The 19,125-nt window shown below is 59.6% G+C and carries 20 protein-coding genes, 1 tRNA gene and 1 riboswitch; of the genes, 9 read left to right on the forward strand and 12 right to left on the reverse strand.

What is annotated here, in order from left to right:
* Positions 1–17: 17 nt before the first annotated feature.
* From ribH to ACHQGU_RS11075, 8 genes are all read right to left on the reverse strand, one after another.
* Positions 18–500: a 6,7-dimethyl-8-ribityllumazine synthase gene (ribH, locus tag ACHQGU_RS11040; protein WP_253558024.1), complete on the reverse strand. Its 483-nt coding sequence runs from the start codon at positions 498–500 to the stop codon at positions 18–20.
* 30 nt (positions 501–530) lie between these two features.
* Entirely contained in the window at positions 531–1,898 is a 1,368-nt protein-coding gene (ribB, locus tag ACHQGU_RS11045) for a 3,4-dihydroxy-2-butanone-4-phosphate synthase (protein WP_395495045.1), read from the reverse strand.
* The gene (locus ACHQGU_RS11050; RefSeq protein ID WP_043553675.1) at positions 1,883–2,485 is read right to left on the reverse strand and encodes a riboflavin synthase; all 603 of its coding nucleotides are present in this window, start codon (positions 2,483–2,485) and stop codon (positions 1,883–1,885) included. Before ACHQGU_RS11050 ends, ribB begins: the two co-directional genes overlap by 16 nt.
* 2 nt (positions 2,486–2,487) lie before the next feature.
* Positions 2,488–3,519, reverse strand: coding sequence for a bifunctional diaminohydroxyphosphoribosylaminopyrimidine deaminase/5-amino-6-(5-phosphoribosylamino)uracil reductase RibD (gene ribD / locus ACHQGU_RS11055; protein WP_395495046.1), 1,032 nt, complete (start codon positions 3,517–3,519; stop codon positions 2,488–2,490).
* Between the two features lie 93 nt (positions 3,520–3,612).
* Positions 3,613–3,759, reverse strand: a riboswitch (FMN riboswitch).
* Positions 3,760–3,877: 118 nt separating this feature from the next.
* Complete coding sequence (locus tag ACHQGU_RS11060; RefSeq protein WP_082782839.1) at positions 3,878–5,368, reverse strand: outer membrane beta-barrel protein; 1,491 nt, start codon at positions 5,366–5,368, stop codon at positions 3,878–3,880.
* 81 nt (positions 5,369–5,449) lie between these two features.
* Complete coding sequence (eat, locus tag ACHQGU_RS11065) at positions 5,450–6,799, reverse strand: ethanolamine permease (protein WP_395495047.1); 1,350 nt, start codon at positions 6,797–6,799, stop codon at positions 5,450–5,452.
* Positions 6,796–7,596 carry an ethanolamine ammonia-lyase subunit EutC gene (gene eutC / locus ACHQGU_RS11070; protein ID WP_395495048.1) on the reverse strand — a complete coding sequence of 267 codons (801 nt, stop codon included), beginning with the start codon at positions 7,594–7,596 and terminating at the stop codon, positions 6,796–6,798. The genes eat and eutC overlap by 4 nt, the downstream gene beginning before the upstream one ends.
* Before the next feature lie 3 nt (positions 7,597–7,599).
* Positions 7,600–8,982 (reverse strand): ethanolamine ammonia-lyase subunit EutB, encoded by a 1,383-nt coding sequence (locus ACHQGU_RS11075; RefSeq protein WP_395495049.1) that lies wholly within the window; start codon positions 8,980–8,982, stop codon positions 7,600–7,602.
* 201 nt (positions 8,983–9,183) lie between these two features.
* On the opposite strand from ACHQGU_RS11075, the gene ACHQGU_RS11080 reads away from it, so the two are divergent.
* From ACHQGU_RS11080 to ACHQGU_RS11090, 3 genes are all read left to right on the forward strand, one after another.
* On the forward strand, positions 9,184–10,239 hold the full coding sequence (locus ACHQGU_RS11080; RefSeq protein ID WP_395496424.1) for an AraC family transcriptional regulator: 1,056 nt from the start codon (positions 9,184–9,186) through the stop codon (positions 10,237–10,239).
* Between the two features lie 119 nt (positions 10,240–10,358).
* Complete coding sequence (locus tag ACHQGU_RS11085) at positions 10,359–10,916, forward strand: flavodoxin family protein (protein ID WP_395495050.1); 558 nt, start codon at positions 10,359–10,361, stop codon at positions 10,914–10,916.
* A 181-nt stretch (positions 10,917–11,097) separates the two neighbouring features.
* Entirely contained in the window at positions 11,098–11,313 is a 216-nt protein-coding gene (locus ACHQGU_RS11090; RefSeq protein ID WP_215755464.1) for a hypothetical protein, read from the forward strand.
* A 241-nt stretch (positions 11,314–11,554) separates the two neighbouring features.
* On the opposite strand, the gene ACHQGU_RS11095 is transcribed toward ACHQGU_RS11090, so the two are convergent.
* A tRNA-Ser gene (locus ACHQGU_RS11095) sits at positions 11,555–11,644 on the reverse strand.
* Positions 11,645–11,865: 221 nt separating this feature from the next.
* On the opposite strand from ACHQGU_RS11095, the gene rplU reads away from it, so the two are divergent.
* The 4 genes from rplU (at position 11,866) to proB (ending at position 14,792) form a co-directional block, all read left to right on the forward strand.
* Positions 11,866–12,180 (forward strand): 50S ribosomal protein L21, encoded by a 315-nt coding sequence (gene rplU, locus ACHQGU_RS11100; RefSeq protein WP_006559166.1) that lies wholly within the window; start codon positions 11,866–11,868, stop codon positions 12,178–12,180.
* Positions 12,181–12,223: 43 nt separating this feature from the next.
* Positions 12,224–12,493, forward strand: a complete 270-nt coding sequence (rpmA, locus tag ACHQGU_RS11105; RefSeq protein WP_043553668.1) for a 50S ribosomal protein L27 — start codon at positions 12,224–12,226, stop codon at positions 12,491–12,493.
* Between the two features lie 104 nt (positions 12,494–12,597).
* A complete protein-coding gene (obgE, locus tag ACHQGU_RS11110; RefSeq protein WP_395495051.1) occupies positions 12,598–13,614 on the forward strand; it encodes a GTPase ObgE in 1,017 nt (338 codons plus the stop codon).
* A 47-nt stretch (positions 13,615–13,661) separates the two neighbouring features.
* Positions 13,662–14,792, forward strand: coding sequence for a glutamate 5-kinase (gene proB, locus ACHQGU_RS11115; protein WP_395495052.1), 1,131 nt, complete (start codon positions 13,662–13,664; stop codon positions 14,790–14,792).
* Positions 14,793–14,816: 24 nt separating this feature from the next.
* Here proB and ACHQGU_RS11120 read toward each other — a convergent pair whose 3' ends face one another.
* Both ACHQGU_RS11120 and ACHQGU_RS11125 read right to left on the reverse strand, forming a co-directional pair.
* Positions 14,817–15,485 carry a hypothetical protein gene (locus ACHQGU_RS11120; RefSeq protein ID WP_395495053.1) on the reverse strand — a complete coding sequence of 223 codons (669 nt, stop codon included), beginning with the start codon at positions 15,483–15,485 and terminating at the stop codon, positions 14,817–14,819.
* Positions 15,486–15,567: 82 nt separating this feature from the next.
* Entirely contained in the window at positions 15,568–15,840 is a 273-nt protein-coding gene (locus tag ACHQGU_RS11125; protein WP_025825221.1) for a DUF2312 domain-containing protein, read from the reverse strand.
* Positions 15,841–16,101: 261 nt separating this feature from the next.
* On the opposite strand from ACHQGU_RS11125, the gene zwf reads away from it, so the two are divergent.
* Both zwf and ACHQGU_RS11135 read left to right on the forward strand, forming a co-directional pair.
* Entirely contained in the window at positions 16,102–17,574 is a 1,473-nt protein-coding gene (zwf, locus tag ACHQGU_RS11130) for a glucose-6-phosphate dehydrogenase (protein WP_395495054.1), read from the forward strand.
* Positions 17,571–18,026, forward strand: coding sequence for a hypothetical protein (locus tag ACHQGU_RS11135; RefSeq protein ID WP_062271577.1), 456 nt, complete (start codon positions 17,571–17,573; stop codon positions 18,024–18,026). Before zwf ends, ACHQGU_RS11135 begins: the two co-directional genes overlap by 4 nt.
* Here ACHQGU_RS11135 and ACHQGU_RS11140 read toward each other — a convergent pair.
* Positions 18,023–19,060: an alpha/beta hydrolase gene (locus ACHQGU_RS11140; RefSeq protein WP_395495055.1), complete on the reverse strand. Its 1,038-nt coding sequence runs from the start codon at positions 19,058–19,060 to the stop codon at positions 18,023–18,025. The two genes, ACHQGU_RS11135 and ACHQGU_RS11140, sit on opposite strands and share 4 nt — an antisense overlap.
* Positions 19,061–19,125 lie beyond the last annotated feature (65 nt).

Consider the following 19,125-nt stretch of genomic DNA (forward strand, 5'->3'; position numbering starts at 1 on the left):
ACGGCAGCCCTTTTGCATCAGACCCTGATCTGACGCAGCAAAGCAAGAGACTCCACGCAGGCAGCGGCTGCTTCACGCCCTTTGTTATGAATATCATCGCGGGAGCGGACTTCAGCCTGCTCATCCGTGTAGGTGGTCAGCACACCAAAGGCGATGGGCGTTTCCGTCGCCAGAGAGGCCTGCATCAGCCCGACCGTGGTGCCCAGGCTGATGAATTCAAAATGCGCCGTATCCCCCTTGATCACGCAGCCAAGGCAGATCACCCCTTCAAAGCGGCCGCTTTTAGCCAGTGTCTGCGCCAGCAGCGGCATTTCAAACGCGCCGGGAGCCGCAAAAATATCCTGCTCCGCAACCGTAATGCCGTGCTCACCCAGCCATGCCAGAGCGCCATCCCGCAGGCCGCCCGTCACCTCCTCGTTAAAGCGGCTGACGATCAGAGCCAGACGCGGCATGGGCGTGAGGTTGAGGTCCGGGAGAGAGACAGGAATCCGTGTGCTCATGAAATTATCCTTAAAGAAAGCTATGTAAAATCAGACTGCGGCGTCGGCTGGCGCATCGCTCACAGAAAAGTGACTCAGGCTATGCCCCATCCGCTGCCGCTTGGCATGCAGATACGCCCGGTTGTGCGGATTAACGGGGGTTTCCAGACCGATTCTCTTGCGAACATGGAAACCACGTGCTTCCAGCGCCCGCACTTTGTCCGGATTATTGGTCAGCAGATCGAGCTGCCCCACGCCCAGATCCCGCAGGATTCCGGCCGCTGCCGTCCAGTCCCGCACATCCGTGGCAAAGCCCAGCCGATGGTTGGCATCGACCGTATCCAGACCGGCATCCTGCAATTCATACGCGCGGATCTTGTTGACCAAACCAATGCCCCGGCCTTCGTGCCCGCGCACATAAACCAGCACGCCACAGTCCGCCTTGCCGATAGCTTTGAGTGCTGCGTGCAACTGCGTGCCACAGTCACAGCGCAGAGACCCAAGCGCATCGCCCGTCACACATTCAGAGTGCATGCGCACCAGCGGCACAGCACCCGCTGCAGCAGGATTGCCTTTGACCAGCGCCACGTGCTCCACACCCCGTGAATCCCGGAAAGCATGAATCGCCAGATCTTCCCCGCCATAGGCACTGGGCAGCGCTGCGGTGGCGAGATCCGCCATGGCTTCTTCAGCCGCACCGTCTGCATCCACCGTTTCATGAGGGGCTGACGGAGCCGCTGCGGTGTCCGCATCAGACGCAAGCGGCGTCAGGCCGTGGGCGCTAATCCATGTGACCAGTTCCGCGATGGAGATGATCGGCATGTCATGCTGCTGGCCGTAAACCTCCAGCGCCGGACGGCGGGCCATGGTGCCGTCTTCATTCAGGATTTCACAAATCACCGCAGCCGGACGGAGGCCAGCCAGGCGCAGCAGGTCAATGGAGCCTTCCGTATGCCCGATGCGTTCCAGAACCCCTCCGGGGGCAGCGCGCAGCGGGAAGATGTGGCCCGGCGTTGCCAGATCCATCGGCTGAGCGGTGTCAGACGCCGCCACCTGAATGGTATGGGCGCGATCCGCGGCGGAAATGCCGGTTGTCACCCCTTCCCGCGCCTCAATGGACACAGTGAAGGCCGTGCCATGCCGGGCGGTATTGTCCCGCACCATCATGGGCAGTTGCAGCTTGTCCACCTGGGAGGGGGTCAGCGGCAGGCAGACCAGCCCGCGGGCATGGGTGATCATGAAGTTCATGGCGGCTGGCGTCATGAATTCCGCCGCCATGACGAGGTCACCCTCGTTTTCACGGTCTTCATCATCCACCATAATCACCATGCGGCCCGCGCGCAGAGCCTCTACAGCGCGACGCATAGCTTCAGACGGCTGAGCCGCCACGGGTGCGACGTTTTTCACCGGTTCTGACATAGAACCTCCACATATTTGGCAATCACATCAACTTCCACATTCACCGCGTCGCCCGGCTGAAGTTTGCCGAGGTTGGTGTGGGTCCATGTGTGCGGGATAATCATCAGCGCGATGCGGAACACGTCGTCTTTCACGTCGCTGAGTTCATTCAGGGTCAGGCTGATACCATCCAGCGTGATGGAGCCTTTTTCCACCATGTAGCGCCGCAGGCTGGCAGGCACTTCAAACACCACACGATGCGCATCACCGGAGGGCGTGCTTTCTACAAAACGGGCGGTGCCATCCACATGGCCCTGCACGATATGGCCAGAAAGACGGGTGGCAGGGGTTACGGCGCGCTCCAGATTCACGTGGCTTCCGGCCCGGAGCGCACCCAGCGTGGTGCGGTCCAGCGTCTCACTACTGACAAAAAACTGCACAAGGCCGGTCTCGGACGGCGCCGTGGCGGTCAGACACACACCGTTGACGGCAATGCTCTCCCCCTCGGCTACATCCCGCAGGCCGGTTTCCACTTCCAGCATGACAGATTTGGCACCGGGTTCGACTTTAAGCACAGGGCCGAGTGATTCGATGATTCCGGAAAACATTGTTACTCCTCAGCGCACCGTGCCCACTCCGAAAACAGAGCAAGCGGCGTTGTTACATGACGGGTTGTGACGGAAAAATGGTCTGTGCCCTGGGCATCCTGACGAATGGTCAGCCAGTCGTCCCACAGGTTTTGCTCCCGCAGGGCGGCCAGCACGCCCGGGCCGGCTTCCACCATCGCCCAGAGAGCGGTCGTTTCGGCCAGCAGAGCGGGAAGCTTTTGAATATCCGGGCAGAAGTGCACATCAAAACGTGTGCGGGCCTGCTCCAGCCAGTGCGTCGGCACATGCGCGGAGTGGCCGCACACCACCAGATCTCTGCGGCGCTCGGCATGGTCCTGCACATGGCGCACCGTAAAGGAGGGGTTATCTGCCACCACCGTGCCCGTGCCGGTAATAACCAGATCCGTCGCCCGACGCAGGGCATGCGCAAAGCGGAGCGACTCTGGCGTTGTGAAGGTTGTCTGCCCGGCAGGCGGCACCATGCTGCCGTGCTGGTCCAGCGCCTGTTTGACCGTAATCCATGGCCGCCCCTGCGTCATCCGCATGGCGAACGGGGCCAGCAGAGCGCGGCACCGGGCGGCAAGGTCCGCGCCGTTCGGGCTTTCCGCCAGCCAGCGCACGGAAACGCCAGCCTTTGTCAGAGCAGCAGCTCCGCCGCCGGCGACATGGGGATTGGGGTCGGGGCAACCGATCCAGACAGTTTGAACGGGAGACTCCAACAGGGCTTCCGTGCAGGGGCGCGTGCGGCCTGTGTGGTTGCAGGGTTCGAGCGTAACAACCGCTGTATGCACACGGCCAAACACCCCGGCGCGCTTGGCCTGCTCCAGCGCCAGCCGTTCCGCATGTAACTGCCCGGCCCGATGATGGGCCGCGACAATCAGCACCTCACCGGCCTCATCCAGCAGCGTGCAGCCCACGGCGGGGTTGGGAGCCGTCTGGCCCACAAATCGCCATGCTTCTGCAATCGCCGCCTCAAAGGCCTGCGCGACACAGTTCGGCATCATTTTTGAAGGGTCTTGCGTCACACCCTGCACCCATCTGCCAAAAACAAAACCAGACAGACTCAGGGCAGATAGCAGGGAACACCCCTTACGCCTCCGCTGTGGACGCGGAGACCCAAAGGCCTGCACCGTTCTCTCTCATCCGGACTATAACCGTCGGCTCCGGAATCACACCGGATCTGCTGACCCTGCCGAAGCAGGCGCTCGCGGGCTTATAACGGAGAACCGTTACTTACCGCCGGTAGGGACTTGCACCCTGCCCTGAGAACGTCACGATCATACAAAAGATGACCGCACTTGTTATGATGGGGTGAATAAAGCCTGCTTGCAAGAGAGAATGCGCGCAGAGCAGGCCAAAGAATGCGTGAGGTCGGCTGGACTCGTCGCGCTTTCAAAAAGCCCAGATCGCGTCACAACTGAACCAGAGCATATTATTGGTGCCGTTATTCACGATCGGATTGGACACCGTGCCAGCCTGATTGAACGGGTGGGTGCCGTTCAGCGATTTATCCAGACGAATTTCCGGCCGAATGGTCAGAGCGCCAAGACCAAGGCGTTTATTGATGAATTCCGGCTGGTAGGATGCCCCGACTGTCAGTTCCCCATAAGTCGTGGGAGGGGCTGCATAATAGGGATAAGGCTGGTTGCTGAGGGAGCGTGTGTAAGACGTAAAACTGGAATATTGCGCCGTTACAGCACCCGTATTGTCCCGGTAGATTTCGCCACGCGCATTCAGGGTCAGCCAGGGGCGAATAGCCCAGGCCAGATAGGAGGAAACCCCATACACATCATCATGCGTGAGATCATCATGCAGATAGATGCCGTCTACCGTGACAGTCACCTTCTTGTTCACATGATACGCCGCCATGATGTTCCCGTTATACTGCATCTTCTCGTTTGCAAGCGGTCCCATCCCGGCACTTGACCATCCATCCGGAGACATGATGGCGCGCCCGTTATTGCCCTGCGGCCCGAAATGCCCAATGGCGTGCACATCCAGCTTGCCATCCAGAAGATGATTGAACGCAAACCCGAAATAGCCTTTGGGTTTATTATTGTTTCCGGACCGTCCGAACGTGGTGGAATTGCCCGCATCCACCCCCAGAATCCAGTCCATATGTTTTGTCAGATGCATGGTGGCAAGAATGCCAACCGTCTCAAACGGCACGATATAGTCGGATGCGTAATTGAAGGTGTAGAACGGACGCGCCTGTGCAGGGGTGCCCTCCACCCCCATTATTCCGTACATCTGCCCCACCTGCACATCTATCCCGTGGCGGAACAGCCAGGGCAGATGCGCATCAAGATGCGCCTGCGTGGGCGCCCACTGATACAGGCTGTTCAGAGAGCCGGACCCCATCCCTATGGTCGGGTCAAACCGGGCATCCGAACCATACATGGCCTCAAAAACAAAGCCGATGCCATAGCCGCCACCCACACTGGTGACGGGATGAGAGAGGGATCCCATAATCTGGTTGAGCGTAAAGGTGTTGGCACGGTCCGTATAATACTGCGCGAAGTTTCGACCGGAGCGCGTCCATGGGTTTCCGGAAATCCCGGCTTCAACACTCAGATGTCCTTCCAGGCCGTCCCAGTATGTCAGCTTATGCCCGGGCTTGGGGTGAAACAGATTGCCGACATGCAGCTTTGGCATATCCCCCTGATCCGAGGTGCTGGCGGGAGCTACCAGCTCACCATCTGACGGCGTGCCAGCTGATTTTTCCGCTTTGGGGGGCTGAGACGCTGGCTTTTGCACAGCGCCCGGCTGCACCCGCTTTTTGGGCACGGACGCACGCGGCGTGTGGGGCTGATCAGACGGAGCGGCACTGATATCCGGGGAGAAAGCAGCACAGCCCACCAGCAGCAAAGAAACCAGAGACATTTGTTTCAGTCTGTTGTGCTTTGCCATCCACCTCAGTCCATTCCAGAAGATATCGGGGTCACAAGACATGATTTGGCAGCCCTATTGAACTGGCTGTTTTCTGGACAGAGCCATGAACAGAGCAGACAGCACCACCATGAAGCCCAGATAAATGCAGAAGATTGTGCCATTGCAGGAAATGACCGCCACCAGAGCGATCAACGCCCCAATCAGCGCAATACCGGGCAGAACCGGATAGAGCGGCGCGCGATAGGAGCGATGCAGATCAGGCTCCGTGCGGCGCAGGCGGAACAGGCTGATCATGCTCAGCACATACATGGTCAGCGCCCCAAAGACCGACATGGTGACCAGCGTTGCGGTGAGCGACTGCCCGTTAATGGAAATGAAATCGTCCGAGAAAATAGCGGCGATGCCGATCACGCCGCCAGCGATGGTCGCCATATACGGAGTCTGAAACCGGGGGTGTAGCTGCCCCAGCACTTTCGGCAGGAAGCCTGCGCGAGCCAGCGCAAAAATCTGCCGGGCATAGCCCATGATAATCCCGTGCAGGGACGCCACCAGCCCGAACAGCCCCAGCCAGACCAGCATATGCAACCAGCCGCTATTGCTGCCGACCACACGCTTCATGGCCTGCGGCAACGGGTCATTCAGGTTGGCGAGACTGTGCCAGTCCCCTACTCCGCCCGCAAACAGCATGACGCCGAAGGCGAGAGACACCAGCGTGAGCACCCCGGCAATATAGGCAATGGGAATAGCACGTTTGGGGTCTTTGGCTTCCTCCGCCGCCATCGCGACGCCTTCAATGGCCAGAAAGAACCAGATAGCAAAGGGGATAGCGGCAAAAATGCCTCCCATGGCTTCCCAGCCAAAATGCGGAGCAGCACCCCAGCCATGATGCAGAAAATTCTGCCATGAAAAGGCGGGGGCCACAACGCCCATAAACACCAGCAATTCGATAATAGCCGCAATGGTAATAAAGAGTTCAAAGGTGGCCGCGATATGCACACCAACAATATTCAGCGCCATGAACACCAGATACGCCCCGCAGGCCGCCACCTTTGGCGAAAGCCCGGGAAACTGCACATTCAGATACGCGCCAATAGCCAGCGCAATGGCAGGAGGCGCAAAAATGAACTCCACCAGCGTCGCCAGTCCCACAACCAGCCCCCCCCAGCGTCCCAGTGCGCGGGAACTGTAGGTAAACGGGCCACCCGCCTGTGGAATGGCGCAGGTCAGTTCCGTAAAGCTGAAGATGAAAGCCGTATAAATCACCGCGACAAACACGGTAGCGACCAGAAAACCCAGCGTGCCCGCCGTAGCCCAGCCATAACTCCAGCCGAAATATTCACCCGAAATAACCAGACCGACGGCAATGCCCCACAGATGGAAGGCCCCCAGCGTTTTGTGCAGATTGGTGGGGCTCTGGCTCATGCGTGCGGGTCCTTTTCTATTGAAGGAATGGAAGTTTCAGGAAGACTGCTGTCAGGTGCGGCATCTTTCAGCCCTACGCCCGTCAGCTTCAGCTGCATGGCTTCCTGCATCAGCCATGCCAGCTTGTCCGCCGCCACGGAGGTCGGCAGGCCATGTTGATGGATATTGGAAAGACAATTCCGCGCGGAATCCGGGCAGCCAACGTAGGGCGCGTATGTCAGATAAACGCCCATACTATCGGCCACACTCAGGCCGGGGCGCTCACCAATCATCATCACCACCATGCGTGCGCCGAGTGCCGAGGCAATCTCATCCCCCAGCGCCACACGGCCCTGTGTAGCGATCACCAGTGGCGCAATCCGCCAGCCTTTCAGCCGTGCCTGCATGGCCCGAAACAAGGGAATAGCGCCTTTCTGCGTCGCGATGGAGGAGAGACCATCCGCAGCGACAAACACAACGTCCCACTCGCCTTTTTGCAAAAAAGCGAGACTTTCCGGCGCCAGCCTGCGGCCCAGATCAGGCCGCCGCAGATAGGTGGAACGGTCCGCAGCGCGGCTGCGCACACACAGGCAGGAGATCCCGTTCAACTCCTCCAGCATGGCCTGCACATCCAGCGGCGTATGCACGGCATCCCGCGCCTGCGCGTGGGCGGCCTGAAACGTCAGAACATCCGTTGTGCGCTGCGCATTACCGCTGCGACCCAGACCAATCCGCGCCCGGGTGAGAGACCGCAGATCCTGCCAGACGTCCGGCGCGCCATCTTTGTTTTTTGAAGGAGGAAGAGGGTTTTTGGTCATGGGTCAGCCAACCAGCTGCGCAAGGCGGGTCTGGTTCGGTGCAAGTTCCCGCATGCGGCCAGACTGCGCGTCAAACAGACCCATCTGCTCCAGCCATGCCGCAAATTCGGGCGCGGGCCGGAGGTTGAGCATGCTGCGCAAGGTCAGAATATCGTGGAAAGACAGGCTCTGATAATTGAGCATGATATCGTCTGCACCGGGCACCCCAATCAGGAAGGTAATGCCCGCGGCACCCAGCAGAACCATCAGATTGTCCATGTCATCCTGATCAGCCTCGGCGTGGTTGGTGTAGCAGGCGTCACACCCCATCGGCACACCCAGCAGCTTGGCGCAGAAATGGTCTTCCAGCCCGGCGCGGATAATCTGCTTGCCGTCATACAGATATTCCGGGCCGATAAAGCCCACGACCGTATTGACCAGCAAAGGCCGGAACGCGCGGGCCACGGCATACGCACGGGCTTCCACGGTCTGCTGGTCCAGCCCGTGATGCGCCTCGGCTGAGAGCGCAGCCCCCTGCCCTGTTTCAAAATACATGACGTTATCACCCACCGTGCCGCGTTTGAGCGACAGAGCGGCTTCATGCGCTTCTTTCAAAATATCCAGCGTAACGCCAAAGCCCTCATTGGCTTTCTGCGTTCCCGCAATGGACTGAAAGACCAGATCCACCGCGCCACCCTTGTTCATGATCTCAAGCGTGTTGGTGACATGGGTCAGCACACAGGTCTGGGTCGGGATGTCATACCGGCGGCGGGCATGATCCAGCATGTCCAGCAGGGCCAGACCATTGGCGACACTATCCGTCGCGGGGTTAATGCCAATCACGGCATCGCCCATGCCGTAGAGCAGACCGTCCAGCGTGGACGCGGCAATTCCCTTCAGGTCATCTGTCGGGTGATTGGGTTGCAGGCGTGACGCCAGACAGCCTTCCAGACCGATGGTATTGCGGAAACGGGTCACCACCCGCATTTTCCGCGCGACACTCATCAGATCCTGATTGCGCATGATCTTGCTGACGGCCGCCGCCATTTCCGGCGTAAAGCCGGGCGCTGCGGCTGTCAGAGCGGCTGGCGTAGCCTCGTGTGAGAGCAGCCAGTCCCGCAGATCCCCCACCGTCATGGACGCAAACGGAGCAAAGGCAGCCCTGTTGTGCGTATCCATAATCAGACGTGTGACGTCATCAGCCTCGTAGGGAATCAGTTCAGTCCGCACAAAAAGGTCGAGCGGCACATCCGCCAGCGCATAGCGGGCAGCAATGCGCTGCGCATCAGACGTGGCAGCAAGCCCGGCCAGTTCATCCCCGGACCGCACGGGCGATGCTGCGGCCATCAGGGCCTTGAGATCATCAAAGACATAGCGTTCACCGCCAAGACTGTACTGAAAGCCCATGCCAGCATGCCTCCCGAGACCCTGCGGAAATCCGCCGGGAACCAAGCCGGGACTCGGCGTTGTGCCCGGCTCTCTCCATTTCGTTCGATACTGAAATGATACCTGTTCCGGGGGCTGGCTGACTTGACGGATACCAACAAACTTTTGACACTTTACAACGTTCAGACTGGTAAAGACCGCCACTACTATACTGAGGACACCATGCCCCGCTTTTCCGGCACAGGAGAAAACGCCAGCGTTCTCGCCGCCGCCGCGTGGGGGGTGGAACGCTTCATGCAGGACCGTGGCGGGGATATCGACCGCATTGCGGGGCGCGCAGGCCTCTCCACCCGCCAGTTTTCCCTTCCGACCGATGCGCTGGATCTGGGTGCCTATTGCCGCCTGTTTCATGAAGCCGCAGCCGATACGCAGAATGGCAATATCGGCCTCTGGTTCGGCCAGCAGTTTGACCCGCGCAAGCTGGGGCTGATCGGCTATGTAGCGCTTCTCTCCCCAACAGTCTCCGATGCCCTGCACAATCTGGCCTCGCATTTCGGCTATCATCAGGCCCGCACAGAAACCCGATTTGTGCAGCAGGGGGATCTGCTCCGGCTGGACTATGCCATTCGGGACCCGGCCATTCTCACGCGGCGGCACGACGCCGAACTCACCATGGGGATGTTCTGCAACATTCTACGCCATGCGCTGGGGCCGGACTGGGCGCCGGAAGAAGTGCATTTTGAACACAGCCAGCCAGAACAGGCTGAAGAGCATCGGCAGGCGTTTCAGGCCAATATCCGTTTCCAGTGCCCCACCAATGCTCTGGTGTTCCGCAAAACAGGGCTGGATCGCCCGATGCCAGACGCGGACCCGATTATGCTGGAAGTCATCCGCTCGTCCCTCATCTCTCTTGCCCGCAGCAGGCCGGAGTTGGCTGCCCCGCATCTTTCCCTGAAAGAACAGGTCGTTCAGCACATCCGGGCGGCGCTTGAAGATGGACATATCGAATTTCCCGATATTGCCGCCCGGATGACCCTGCCGCCCTGGACCCTGCAACGCAGGCTGGCGCAGCTCAATCTGTCCTATTCCGCTTTGCTGGAAGAAACCCGCTACGCAGAAGCCCTGCGCTATCTCGCCATACCCATGCATGACATCAGCGAAATTGCCCGCACGCTGGCCTATACGGAAACCAGCGCCTTCAGCCGGGCCTTCCGGAAATGGAGCGGCATGTCGCCCCGCGCATGGCGACAACAGAACAAGAGTGATTTCACTCCCTGAGTTGGAGATGACATCTTAAAAACGGTTCTTATCGCGTCCCGGTGTGGATGGCATGGTGGCCTGACCACTTCACAAACGCGCCTCCAACGCGGCACATTCCGATAAGGATTTAAAGAGACATGTCCGACGTTCTTGTTGTTTATCATTCCGGCTATGGTCACACGCGCAAAGTGGCAGAGCATGTGGCACAGGGTGCGAACGCAACCCTCATCACCATTGATGAAAACGGCGACATCCCGGAAGACGCATGGGACAAGCTGAACGCCGCCAAAGCCATTATTTTCGGCGCACCGACCTACATGGGCAATGCCAGCTGGCAGTTCAAAAAATTTGCTGATGCCACGTCCAAAATCTGGTTCATCCGCGGGTGGGAAAACAAGATTTTCGGCGGCTTTACCAATAGCGCCAGCCTGAATGGCGATAAAGCTGTGACGCTGGAGTGGCTAAACACCCTTGCCTCTCAGCATGGTGGCATCTGGGTCAGCCTTGGCCTGGCCCCGGCCAACACCAAAGCCGCCAAGCGCACGGACATTAATAATCTTGGCGGGTCTGTCGGCCTGCTGGTGCAAAGCCCGGCTGATGCCAGCGTGGATGAAATTCCGCAGGGCGATCTGGATACCGCTACTCTGTATGGCAAACGCGTAGCCGATATCGCTGCCCGTTTTTCTGCGGCGTAACGCGCAGCCGCTTTCCTAAGGGGAGGTCTCTCATCAGGGTCTGCTCATAGCCGACCCTGAAGCCCTCGCCTGCTCCCCGGCCCGGATCTTTCAGGGAACCAACGGCGCGACGAAAGAGAGCGGAGGGCTGCATGGCAGGGCTGCCATAAGCTGGCCGCAGATTGACCGGGGCCAGAAAAGAATGGACAAGCTGCGATCAGAAAATTCATACCAGTTCAGACAACACGATGAAGGCGGAAGCGTAATGACTGTAGGAAAAAAAGTAGCCTTGGTTGTGCTGGTCGCATTCACACTGTCGGGCTGCAAAAACTTCTATCACAGCAGCTGCCCCGGCTATGCAGGCGAAAATCCTGAAGCCCGCGATGGCATCAAATCAGTTATCCAGACCTGCAACTAAAGCTCGTTACGGTTAAATTCTGACATTTCTATAAAGAATGAACACTCTACTGGCTTATACACCCCCCTGTAGAGAATGTGTTTTCATGTCCTCTATTTCGGACAAGACGAGTTACACGTCGCAGCTGATTACCTCATGACGGTACACTCTTAAGACGTAATGAGCCGCAGCCTGAATTCACACCAGCGCGGGCAAACATTGCTCACCTGACTAACTAATACTTTGTATGGAATTCATCATCTGGCGGAGAGGGAGGGATTCGAACCCTCGGTACGATTGCTCGCACAACGGTTTTCGAGACCGCCCCGTTCGACCGCTCCGGCACCTCTCCGTTGGGCGGCTTATAAGCAGGGTTTTTATGGTGCGCAAGCAGAGATCCCCGGCTTTAGCAAGTTCTTGTTGACGAGCGGGGGAGACTCCCCGTAAAAAGCCGCACCACTCCACACAGATGGAGCCATGCCGCCAATGCGGCCAAGGAACAAAAAGCGACCAGACCCTTCGCCTGCGCCTGTGCCGCGGAAGGTCAAGAGATCGGAAAGAGAGACAGGTTTTATGTTCGCAGTTATCCGCACCGGCGGCAAGCAGTATCGGGTTGAGCCCAACATGGTGCTCAAGGTTGAAAAGCTGGAAACCGAAGCTGGCGCTACCATCACCTTTGATGAAGTTCTTGCCGTAGGTGGCGAAGGCACTACCACCATTGGCGCCCCCACCGTTGCTGGCGCAAAGGTGACGGCAACCGTCATCGCTCAGGACCGCCTCAAGAAGGTCATCATCTTCAAGAAGCGCCGCCGGCAGAACAGCCGCCGCAAGAATGGCCACCGCCAGCCGGTTACCGTTCTGCGCATCCAAGAGATTAACGCCGCCTGAGCCCCATAGGGTTCGGCTGGTAAGACCAAGGAGGACTTAGGTCATGGCACAAAAAAAAGCAGGCGGTTCATCCCGTAACGGGCGCGACAGCGCCGGACGCCGTCTTGGCGTCAAAAAATTTGGTGGCGAACAGGTTATCGCTGGCAACATCATCATCCGCCAGCGCGGCACGAAGATGAAGCCGGGCGCTAACGTTGGTGTTGGTCGTGACCACACCATCTTCGCTCTGGTTGACGGCAGCGTGCGCTTTGAGCGTCGCGCCGAAGGCCGCGTGCACGTTTCCGTGGACGCGCTGCCGGCAGCTGCTGAATAAGTATTCGGCAAGCTCCACCACGCGTTTTTCCCGTGGCCGGAATGGCAAGGGGCCGGTCCTCACAGGATCGGCCCTTTTTCATGTTCAGGCGTTGAAAGTATCCCATGAAGTTTCTTGATCAGGCAAAAATCTACGTCCGCTCCGGCGATGGCGGAGATGGTGTCACCGCCTTCCGCCGGGAAAAATATATTGAATTCGGCGGTCCGGACGGGGGCAATGGCGGCCGTGGTGGCGATGTTATTTTTGAAGCCGTCCCCAACCTCAACACCCTGATCGACTTCCGGTACACCCAGCATTTCCGCGCCCGTAAGGGTGGCAACGGGGCCGGGTCTGACCGTACGGGTGCTGCTGCGCAGAACGTGGTCATCAAAGTGCCTATCGGCACGCAGATTTTTGATGATGACCGGGAAACCCTGCTGGCTGATCTGGATGAAGCGGGAAAGACCATCACCCTCTGCCGGGGCGGCGATGGCGGCTATGGGAACGCGAATTACAAAAGCAGCACCAACCGCGCACCGCGCCGGTCTGATAAGGGCTGGCCGGGTGAAGAACGCTGGGTCTGGCTGCGCCTGAAGCTGATTGCCGATGTCGGTCTGGTCGGCCTGCCCAATGCCGGGAAGTCCACGTTCCTTTCAGTTGTATCCGCCGCACGGCCTAAAATTGCCGATTATCCCTTCACCACCCTGCACCCCCAGCTGGGCGTTGTGCGCCTGTCCATGACAGAAGAATTTGTGGTCGCGGATATTCCGGGGCTGATTGAAGGTGCGCATGAGGGCACTGGTCTGGGTGACCGCTTTCTGGGTCACGTGGAACGCTGCGCCATTCTGCTGCATCTGATTGATGGCGCAGCAGGTGATGTTGTGGATGCCTGGCGCACCATCCGGCACGAGCTGGATGCCTACGGCGGTGGGCTGGCCGATAAGCCGGAAATTATTGCCCTGAACAAGAATGACGCCATGACCCCGCGGGAAGCCTCTGCCCGCAAACGGGCGCTGGAAAAAGCCAGCGGCGCTCCGGTCATGCTGATTTCCGCTGCCACGCGGCAGGGTGTTCCGGAACTTCTCCGGGCCATTCAGACACAGGTCACAGCCATCCGTAAGGATGAAGAAAACCCCGCTTAAGCCTGCAAGCCCCTCCGGGGGCCACGACATAGAATGGATTGTTTTCCATGACCGGACGCCCCACCAGCCCCTCCCTTTCTTCCGCCCGCCGGCTTGTTATCAAGATCGGCAGTGCGCTGGTGGTGGACCCGGATAAAGCTGCCCCACGGCAGGCCTGGCTGGCCAGTGTGGCGGAAGACATCGCCCAGCTGCGGCGGCAGGGCACGGACGTGACCGTTGTCTCCTCCGGGGCCATTGCACTGGCCCGCCATACGCTGGGATTAACAAACCGCACCCTCCGCCTGCCGGAAAAACAGGCTGCTGCTGCCGTCGGCCAGATCAGTCTGGCACAGGCATGGAGCCATGCCCTTTCCACACAGGGCCTTACGGCGGCTCAGCTTTTGCTGACACCGGAAGACACAGAAGACCGCCAGCGTTACCTGAACGCGCGCGCCACGCTGGACACGTTGCTGGGTCTGGGCTGTGTGCCGGTTATCAACGAGAATGACACCATCGCCACGGCAGAAATCCGGTTTGGCGATAATGACCGCCTCGCCGCGCGTGTCGCCCAGATGACCGATGCGGATCAGCTCATTCTGCTGTCCGATATTGACGGCCTGTACACAGCAGACCCCCGCACAAACCCGGATGCCCAGCATCTGCCGGTCATTGAGACCCTGACCCCGGAAATTGAAGCCATGGGAGGCGAACCACCGCCGGGCTATTCTTCCGGCGGCATGCGGACCAAACTTCTGGCGGCGGGCATTGCCACCCGCTCCGGCTGCGCTATGGCCATCGCACTTGGTAAACAGAACCACCCGCTGCGCGCCCTGCTGGACGGCGCGCGCTGCTCATGGTTCCTGCCGCAAGCCTGCGCGCAGACAGCCCGCAAACAGTGGATTGCCGGAAGCCTGACCCCTGCGGGTGAAATCATGATTGATGATGGGGCAGCAGACGCCCTGCGTCATGGTGGCTCCCTACTGCCCGCAGGTGTGCTGGGCGTCAAAGGCGAGTTCACGCAGGGTGATCTGGTTGTGGTGGTGGATAATGGCGGCCGCGTTCTGGCGCGTGGCTTGTCCGCTTATGATGCCGACGATGCCCGCCAGATTGCCGGACATCGCTCCACAGAACTTCACGATATTCTGGGCTGGCAGGGACGAGACGAGATCATCCATCGTGATGACCTCGTGATGGTCTGAGGGAGGGGACATCCCCTCCGGTTGTTAGAAATCAGCAGGCTTACGGGGCGGCCAATTTAGCACAGGCTCAGCCCGTCCTGTCTCCTCATCATAAGACCGATTAACCCGCGGCTCTGCAGGCTGCTCGGCGTTCCGTAAAAAATCAGGGCGATAAGGCGGCTGGTCGGCATCTGGCGCACGGTAACGGCGCATGGCATCCGCCAGCGGCTCTTTGCGCCCGGACGCATCTTTCTGCGGCTCATGCCAGGGCATGACACGGCGGGTCGCACCATCCCGCGGCTCCGGCTCCAGATTAGGGGCCGGTGGTGCCTCCCGGCGCGGTTCATACGCATCGGAAACCTTGGGGGTGCGCAGAGGCGTCAGCACAGGGGCTGACAGAATGGGAGATGGCCGGGTTGGCTCCGGCGGACGGATTTCTTCCACCTGCACACCGTCCGGCACGGACGGACGGCTCAGCGCCTCATCTCCTACCGGACGCGTAGCCTGCCCCTGCCCTGCCGCCAGACGCATGGCCAGAGCCCGCACCTCGGCCTGCATTTCCTGAATTTGCAGCTCCAGCTCCGCCAGACGCCCTTTTACGCCAAAGACAGCAAAAGGCATCATCAGGAACGCCAGCCCGAAGACGATAACAACCGCTATCACCAACAGCTGCGCCCAGAGCGGCATCCAGTCTGGAAACACCACAGACATCATTTCCTACAGACCCCACATGTCAGGATTCCATGCCGTGCCAGCGGCCTCCCTTGCGGCAACCCGCTGCCCGGCACGGTCTTCATTACATTCCAAGGGCGCGACGATAGATATCAAGCAGGGTTTCCTGCTCTTCCACTTCACTCGGCTCCTGCTTGCGCAGACGGATGATCTGCCGAATGACTTTGACATCAAACCCGGCGGACTTGGCTTCGGTAAAGATATCCTTGATATCGCCGGCAAGTGCTTTGCGTTCTTCTTCCAGACGCTCGACCCGCTCGATGATGCTTCTCAGCCGATCGGCGGCAATACCACCCACAGCGGCATCGTCACCACCGGAAAATCCTTCGGTATCCATGCTCAAGTTCCCCCGTTTACAGACCGTGTTCAGGGCCTGACTGCGGCAGGCCTTTCGCCCGCCACGCCCGAACACCAAAGGCGCGGGCTTATCGCGAGCCGCCCGCGCGGTCAATTACCTTGACAGCCAGAAGCCTTATGGACAAACCCTCTGCCACAACGCTTTCCCGACTGCCCCGTTCTCAAAGCACACTCAGGGGGAAGAAAGTCTTTGTTTGGGGCTTTTCAAGGGCACCCACGATCTTGCGGGAGTACTATGGCCATGGCGCATATTAATCGGATTGACCCTTTCGATTTCATTATTTTCGGCGCCACGGGCGATCTGACAATGCGCAAGCTGCTGCCTGCATTTTTGCGGCGGTTCCATGCGCAGGATTTTCAGGAAGATGCCCGCATCATCTGTGTGGCACGCTCCGCCCATTCCCCGGATCAGTACCGCGAACAGGTGCGCAAGGCCCTCAGCGAATTTGCCCCGGCTGCTGCACGGGATGCGGACACGCTGAACAAATTTCTTGCCCTGGTGCAGTATGTTGCTCTGGATGCCACCAAAGAAGGCAGCGACTGGAGCGGGCTGGAAGAACATCTGAATGACCCGCAACGCACGCGAGTCTTCTATCTGGCCACCAGCCCTGCTTTGTATGCTCCGCTCTGCGCCGCCCTTGCAGACCATTCCCTGATTACGCCCGTTACGCGCGTGGTGCTGGAAAAGCCCATTGGCGTCAGCATGGAAACCGCGGCGGAAATCAATGACGGTGTTGGCCGCTTCTTCCCGGAAGAGTCGATCTACCGCATTGACCATTATCTGGGGAAGGAAGGGGTTCAGAACATTCTGGCCCTGCGGTTTGCCAACCCGGCTCTGGAAAAACTGTGGTCTTCCGATGCGATTGCCCATGTGCAGATTACGGCGGCTGAGACAGTCGGCGTCGGCAAGCGCGGCCCCTATTATGACGAATCCGGCGCGCTACGCGACATGGTGCAGAACCACCTGCTACAAGTACTGTGCATGGTGGCAATGGATGCCCCGGCCTCGCTCCAGGCGGATGACCTGCGGAACGAAAAGCTCAAGGTTCTGAACGCCCTCCGCCCGATGACGCCCGATATGGTCCGCCACAACGTCATCCGCGGGCAGTATACCGCCGGCCGTATTGATGGGCAGGACGTGCCGAGCTACGCCGATGATCTGGGGCAGGACCGCGCCAGTAATACAGAAACCTTTGTGGCCATCCGCACAAAAATCCGCTCCGCGCGCTGGGGTAACACCCCGTTCTATCTGCGCACCGGCAAACGACTTGCCGCCAAGACGACGGAAATCGTGCTGCAATTCCGCCCGCAGATGTGGCCCATTTTCACCAACACGCCCTCACCGGGACGGCTGGTGATTCGCATTGCGCCGGACGAGGGGCTCTCACTGGTTCTGGCCACCAAGGACCCCAGTGCAGGCGGTTTCCGGGTGCGGAATGGGGTTCTTGATATGTCGTATGAAAACCAGTTCACCATCGAATATCACGATTCCTATGAGCGCCTGCTTCTGGATGCCGTGCGCGGCAATCCGGCTCTATTCATCCGCCGGGATGAAGTGGAAGCCTCCTGGCGCTGGATTGAACCGATTCTGGACTCCTGGCGCCATGCCCTCTCGCCACTGGAACCCTACCCTGCTGGCAGCTGGGGGCCTGCTTCAACCCGCGCCCTGCTGGCGCGTGACGGTGCCCTCTGGCATGAAGATATGCTGACATGAGCTCAAACTCTTCCAAACCCTCCCCCTTGTCCCAGCGCGGCCCCTTCCGCAAACGGACGTTGCGCCAGCATGTTCTGCGCCGTCTGGCACTGGTCGTGCCTATTTCCGTGCTGATGATTGTGCTGGCCAAGACGGGGGTTATCGACACCCTGACGGATCGCTACACTTTCCGACCGGAAAGCTGGTTTGATGATACCGCTCTGGTGCGCCACCTGCGCGTGGTGGTGACACATAACGGCATGACGAATATCAAGCCCGACTGCCTGCTGTTTGTGGTGAACGGGAATGACCCGCCAACGGGCTCCCGCATTGACGTAATGCAGAAAACATCCGGCTCCTGCCCCGGCCCCAAAGGCGAACTGCCAAAGCTGTTCACCCTGCGGATTGACCGGATGAACCACGTCATCATGTCAGATCAGGGTTCCCCCACCCAGTTCCACCCGATGCCCTAAGGGCCTTTTGAGGCAAAGGCTTTCCGCAAGGCGCGCCCACCAAACCGGAGCGCGGCCTTGCCCTGGGGCATGAGCGCATAAAAATTCAAGAAGCCATGCACCGCGCCGCGATAGCATTTATACTGCACCGGCACGCCCGCCTGCCGTAGCGCCTGCGCGTAGGCCACGCCTTCATCCCGCATCGGGTCACATTCCGCCGTGACAATCACAGCAGGGGCCAGGCCGGACAGATTGGGATTGAGGCCGGGCACAAAGCGCGGGGCAACCCAGTCTTCCTCCCGCGCGATATACTGATCCCCATACCACTGCATGGACGCACGAGAGAGGAAATACCCCTCTGCATACAGATCATGCGACGGGAAAACCTGCGCACCATACAAGGACGGATAATACAGCAGTTGTAACGCCGGGACCGGCCCTTCCCCCGCCGCGCCATCCTGCGCCAGAACGGCAGCCAGATTCCCCCCGGCACTATCACCCGCCACAGCAACCTTGCCGCCCCAGAAGCGGGCGGACACACCAGCCAGCCAGCGCAGGGCCGCCTGACTGTCATCCGCCGCAGCGGGATAAGGATGTTCCGGGGCCAGCCGATAATCCGGCAACAGCACCGCCGCACCGGACACCCGTGCAAGACGACAGCACATGCCGTGATGCGAATTCAGCCCGCAATGCACAAACCCGCCACCGTGCAGATACAGCACAGCGCCCCTCACCCGCCCATAGGGCAGATAAAGCCGGGCCTGCATGGGGCCAGTTGCACCGGGCACGGAAATGGTCAGAACTTTCCTGATACCCAGCGCAGAAAGACGGGTTGGGAAAGACGGCGTATCCATCGCCTTGCGGAGCACGGCCAGAAATTCTGCACGCTCTGCGCATTCATCCCGGAGAGTCTTTGCCACAGGCTGAAATTTTTGGGACGGTCCGGCTTTGCTACGCGCCCCCTGCCAGCGGATCCACCCCAACAGAATGCGGGAGTAGAAATTGGGACGAGCGGGAATACCCTGAGCGGTCTCAGGCTCTGCAGAAACTCTCATGACACCAGCATACTGCATTCTTGCGCCATGCCGAGACGATTCCGTCATGCTTGCCCCTTGACCTG

This window comes from Acetobacter sp. KSO5 (assembly GCF_044094635.1).
In the GTDB taxonomy this organism is placed as follows: domain Bacteria; phylum Pseudomonadota; class Alphaproteobacteria; order Acetobacterales; family Acetobacteraceae; genus Acetobacter; species Acetobacter cerevisiae.

Bases quoted from the DNA above. Each gene is read 5' to 3' on its own strand.
- zwf (WP_395495054.1), top strand. From the start codon at position 16,102: ATGGCGCATATTAATCGGATTGACCCTTTCGATTTCATTATTTTCGGC.
- ACHQGU_RS11060 (WP_082782839.1), bottom strand. From the start codon at position 5,368: ATGTCTCTGGTTTCTTTGCTGCTGGTGGGCTGTGCTGCTTTCTCCCCG.
- eat (WP_395495047.1), bottom strand. From the start codon at position 6,799: ATGAGCCAGAGCCCCACCAATCTGCACAAAACGCTGGGGGCCTTCCAT.
- rpmA (WP_043553668.1), top strand. From the start codon at position 12,224: ATGGCACAAAAAAAAGCAGGCGGTTCATCCCGTAACGGGCGCGACAGC.
- ribB (WP_395495045.1), bottom strand. From the start codon at position 1,898: ATGTCAGAACCGGTGAAAAACGTCGCACCCGTGGCGGCTCAGCCGTCT.
- ACHQGU_RS11140 (WP_395495055.1), bottom strand. From the start codon at position 19,060: ATGAGAGTTTCTGCAGAGCCTGAGACCGCTCAGGGTATTCCCGCTCGT.
- ACHQGU_RS11135 (WP_062271577.1), top strand. From the start codon at position 17,571: ATGAGCTCAAACTCTTCCAAACCCTCCCCCTTGTCCCAGCGCGGCCCC.
- ACHQGU_RS11050 (WP_043553675.1), bottom strand. From the start codon at position 2,485: ATGTTTTCCGGAATCATCGAATCACTCGGCCCTGTGCTTAAAGTCGAA.
- ACHQGU_RS11090 (WP_215755464.1), top strand. From the start codon at position 11,098: ATGGACAAGCTGCGATCAGAAAATTCATACCAGTTCAGACAACACGAT.
- ACHQGU_RS11075 (WP_395495049.1), bottom strand. From the start codon at position 8,982: ATGGGCTTTCAGTACAGTCTTGGCGGTGAACGCTATGTCTTTGATGAT.
- ACHQGU_RS11080 (WP_395496424.1), top strand. From the start codon at position 9,184: ATGCCCCGCTTTTCCGGCACAGGAGAAAACGCCAGCGTTCTCGCCGCC.
- ACHQGU_RS11125 (WP_025825221.1), bottom strand. From the start codon at position 15,840: ATGGATACCGAAGGATTTTCCGGTGGTGACGATGCCGCTGTGGGTGGT.
- proB (WP_395495052.1), top strand. From the start codon at position 13,662: ATGACCGGACGCCCCACCAGCCCCTCCCTTTCTTCCGCCCGCCGGCTT.
- ACHQGU_RS11120 (WP_395495053.1), bottom strand. From the start codon at position 15,485: ATGATGTCTGTGGTGTTTCCAGACTGGATGCCGCTCTGGGCGCAGCTG.
- obgE (WP_395495051.1), top strand. From the start codon at position 12,598: ATGAAGTTTCTTGATCAGGCAAAAATCTACGTCCGCTCCGGCGATGGC.
- ribH (WP_253558024.1), bottom strand. From the start codon at position 500: ATGAGCACACGGATTCCTGTCTCTCTCCCGGACCTCAACCTCACGCCC.
- ACHQGU_RS11085 (WP_395495050.1), top strand. From the start codon at position 10,359: ATGTCCGACGTTCTTGTTGTTTATCATTCCGGCTATGGTCACACGCGC.
- eutC (WP_395495048.1), bottom strand. From the start codon at position 7,596: ATGACCAAAAACCCTCTTCCTCCTTCAAAAAACAAAGATGGCGCGCCG.
- rplU (WP_006559166.1), top strand. From the start codon at position 11,866: ATGTTCGCAGTTATCCGCACCGGCGGCAAGCAGTATCGGGTTGAGCCC.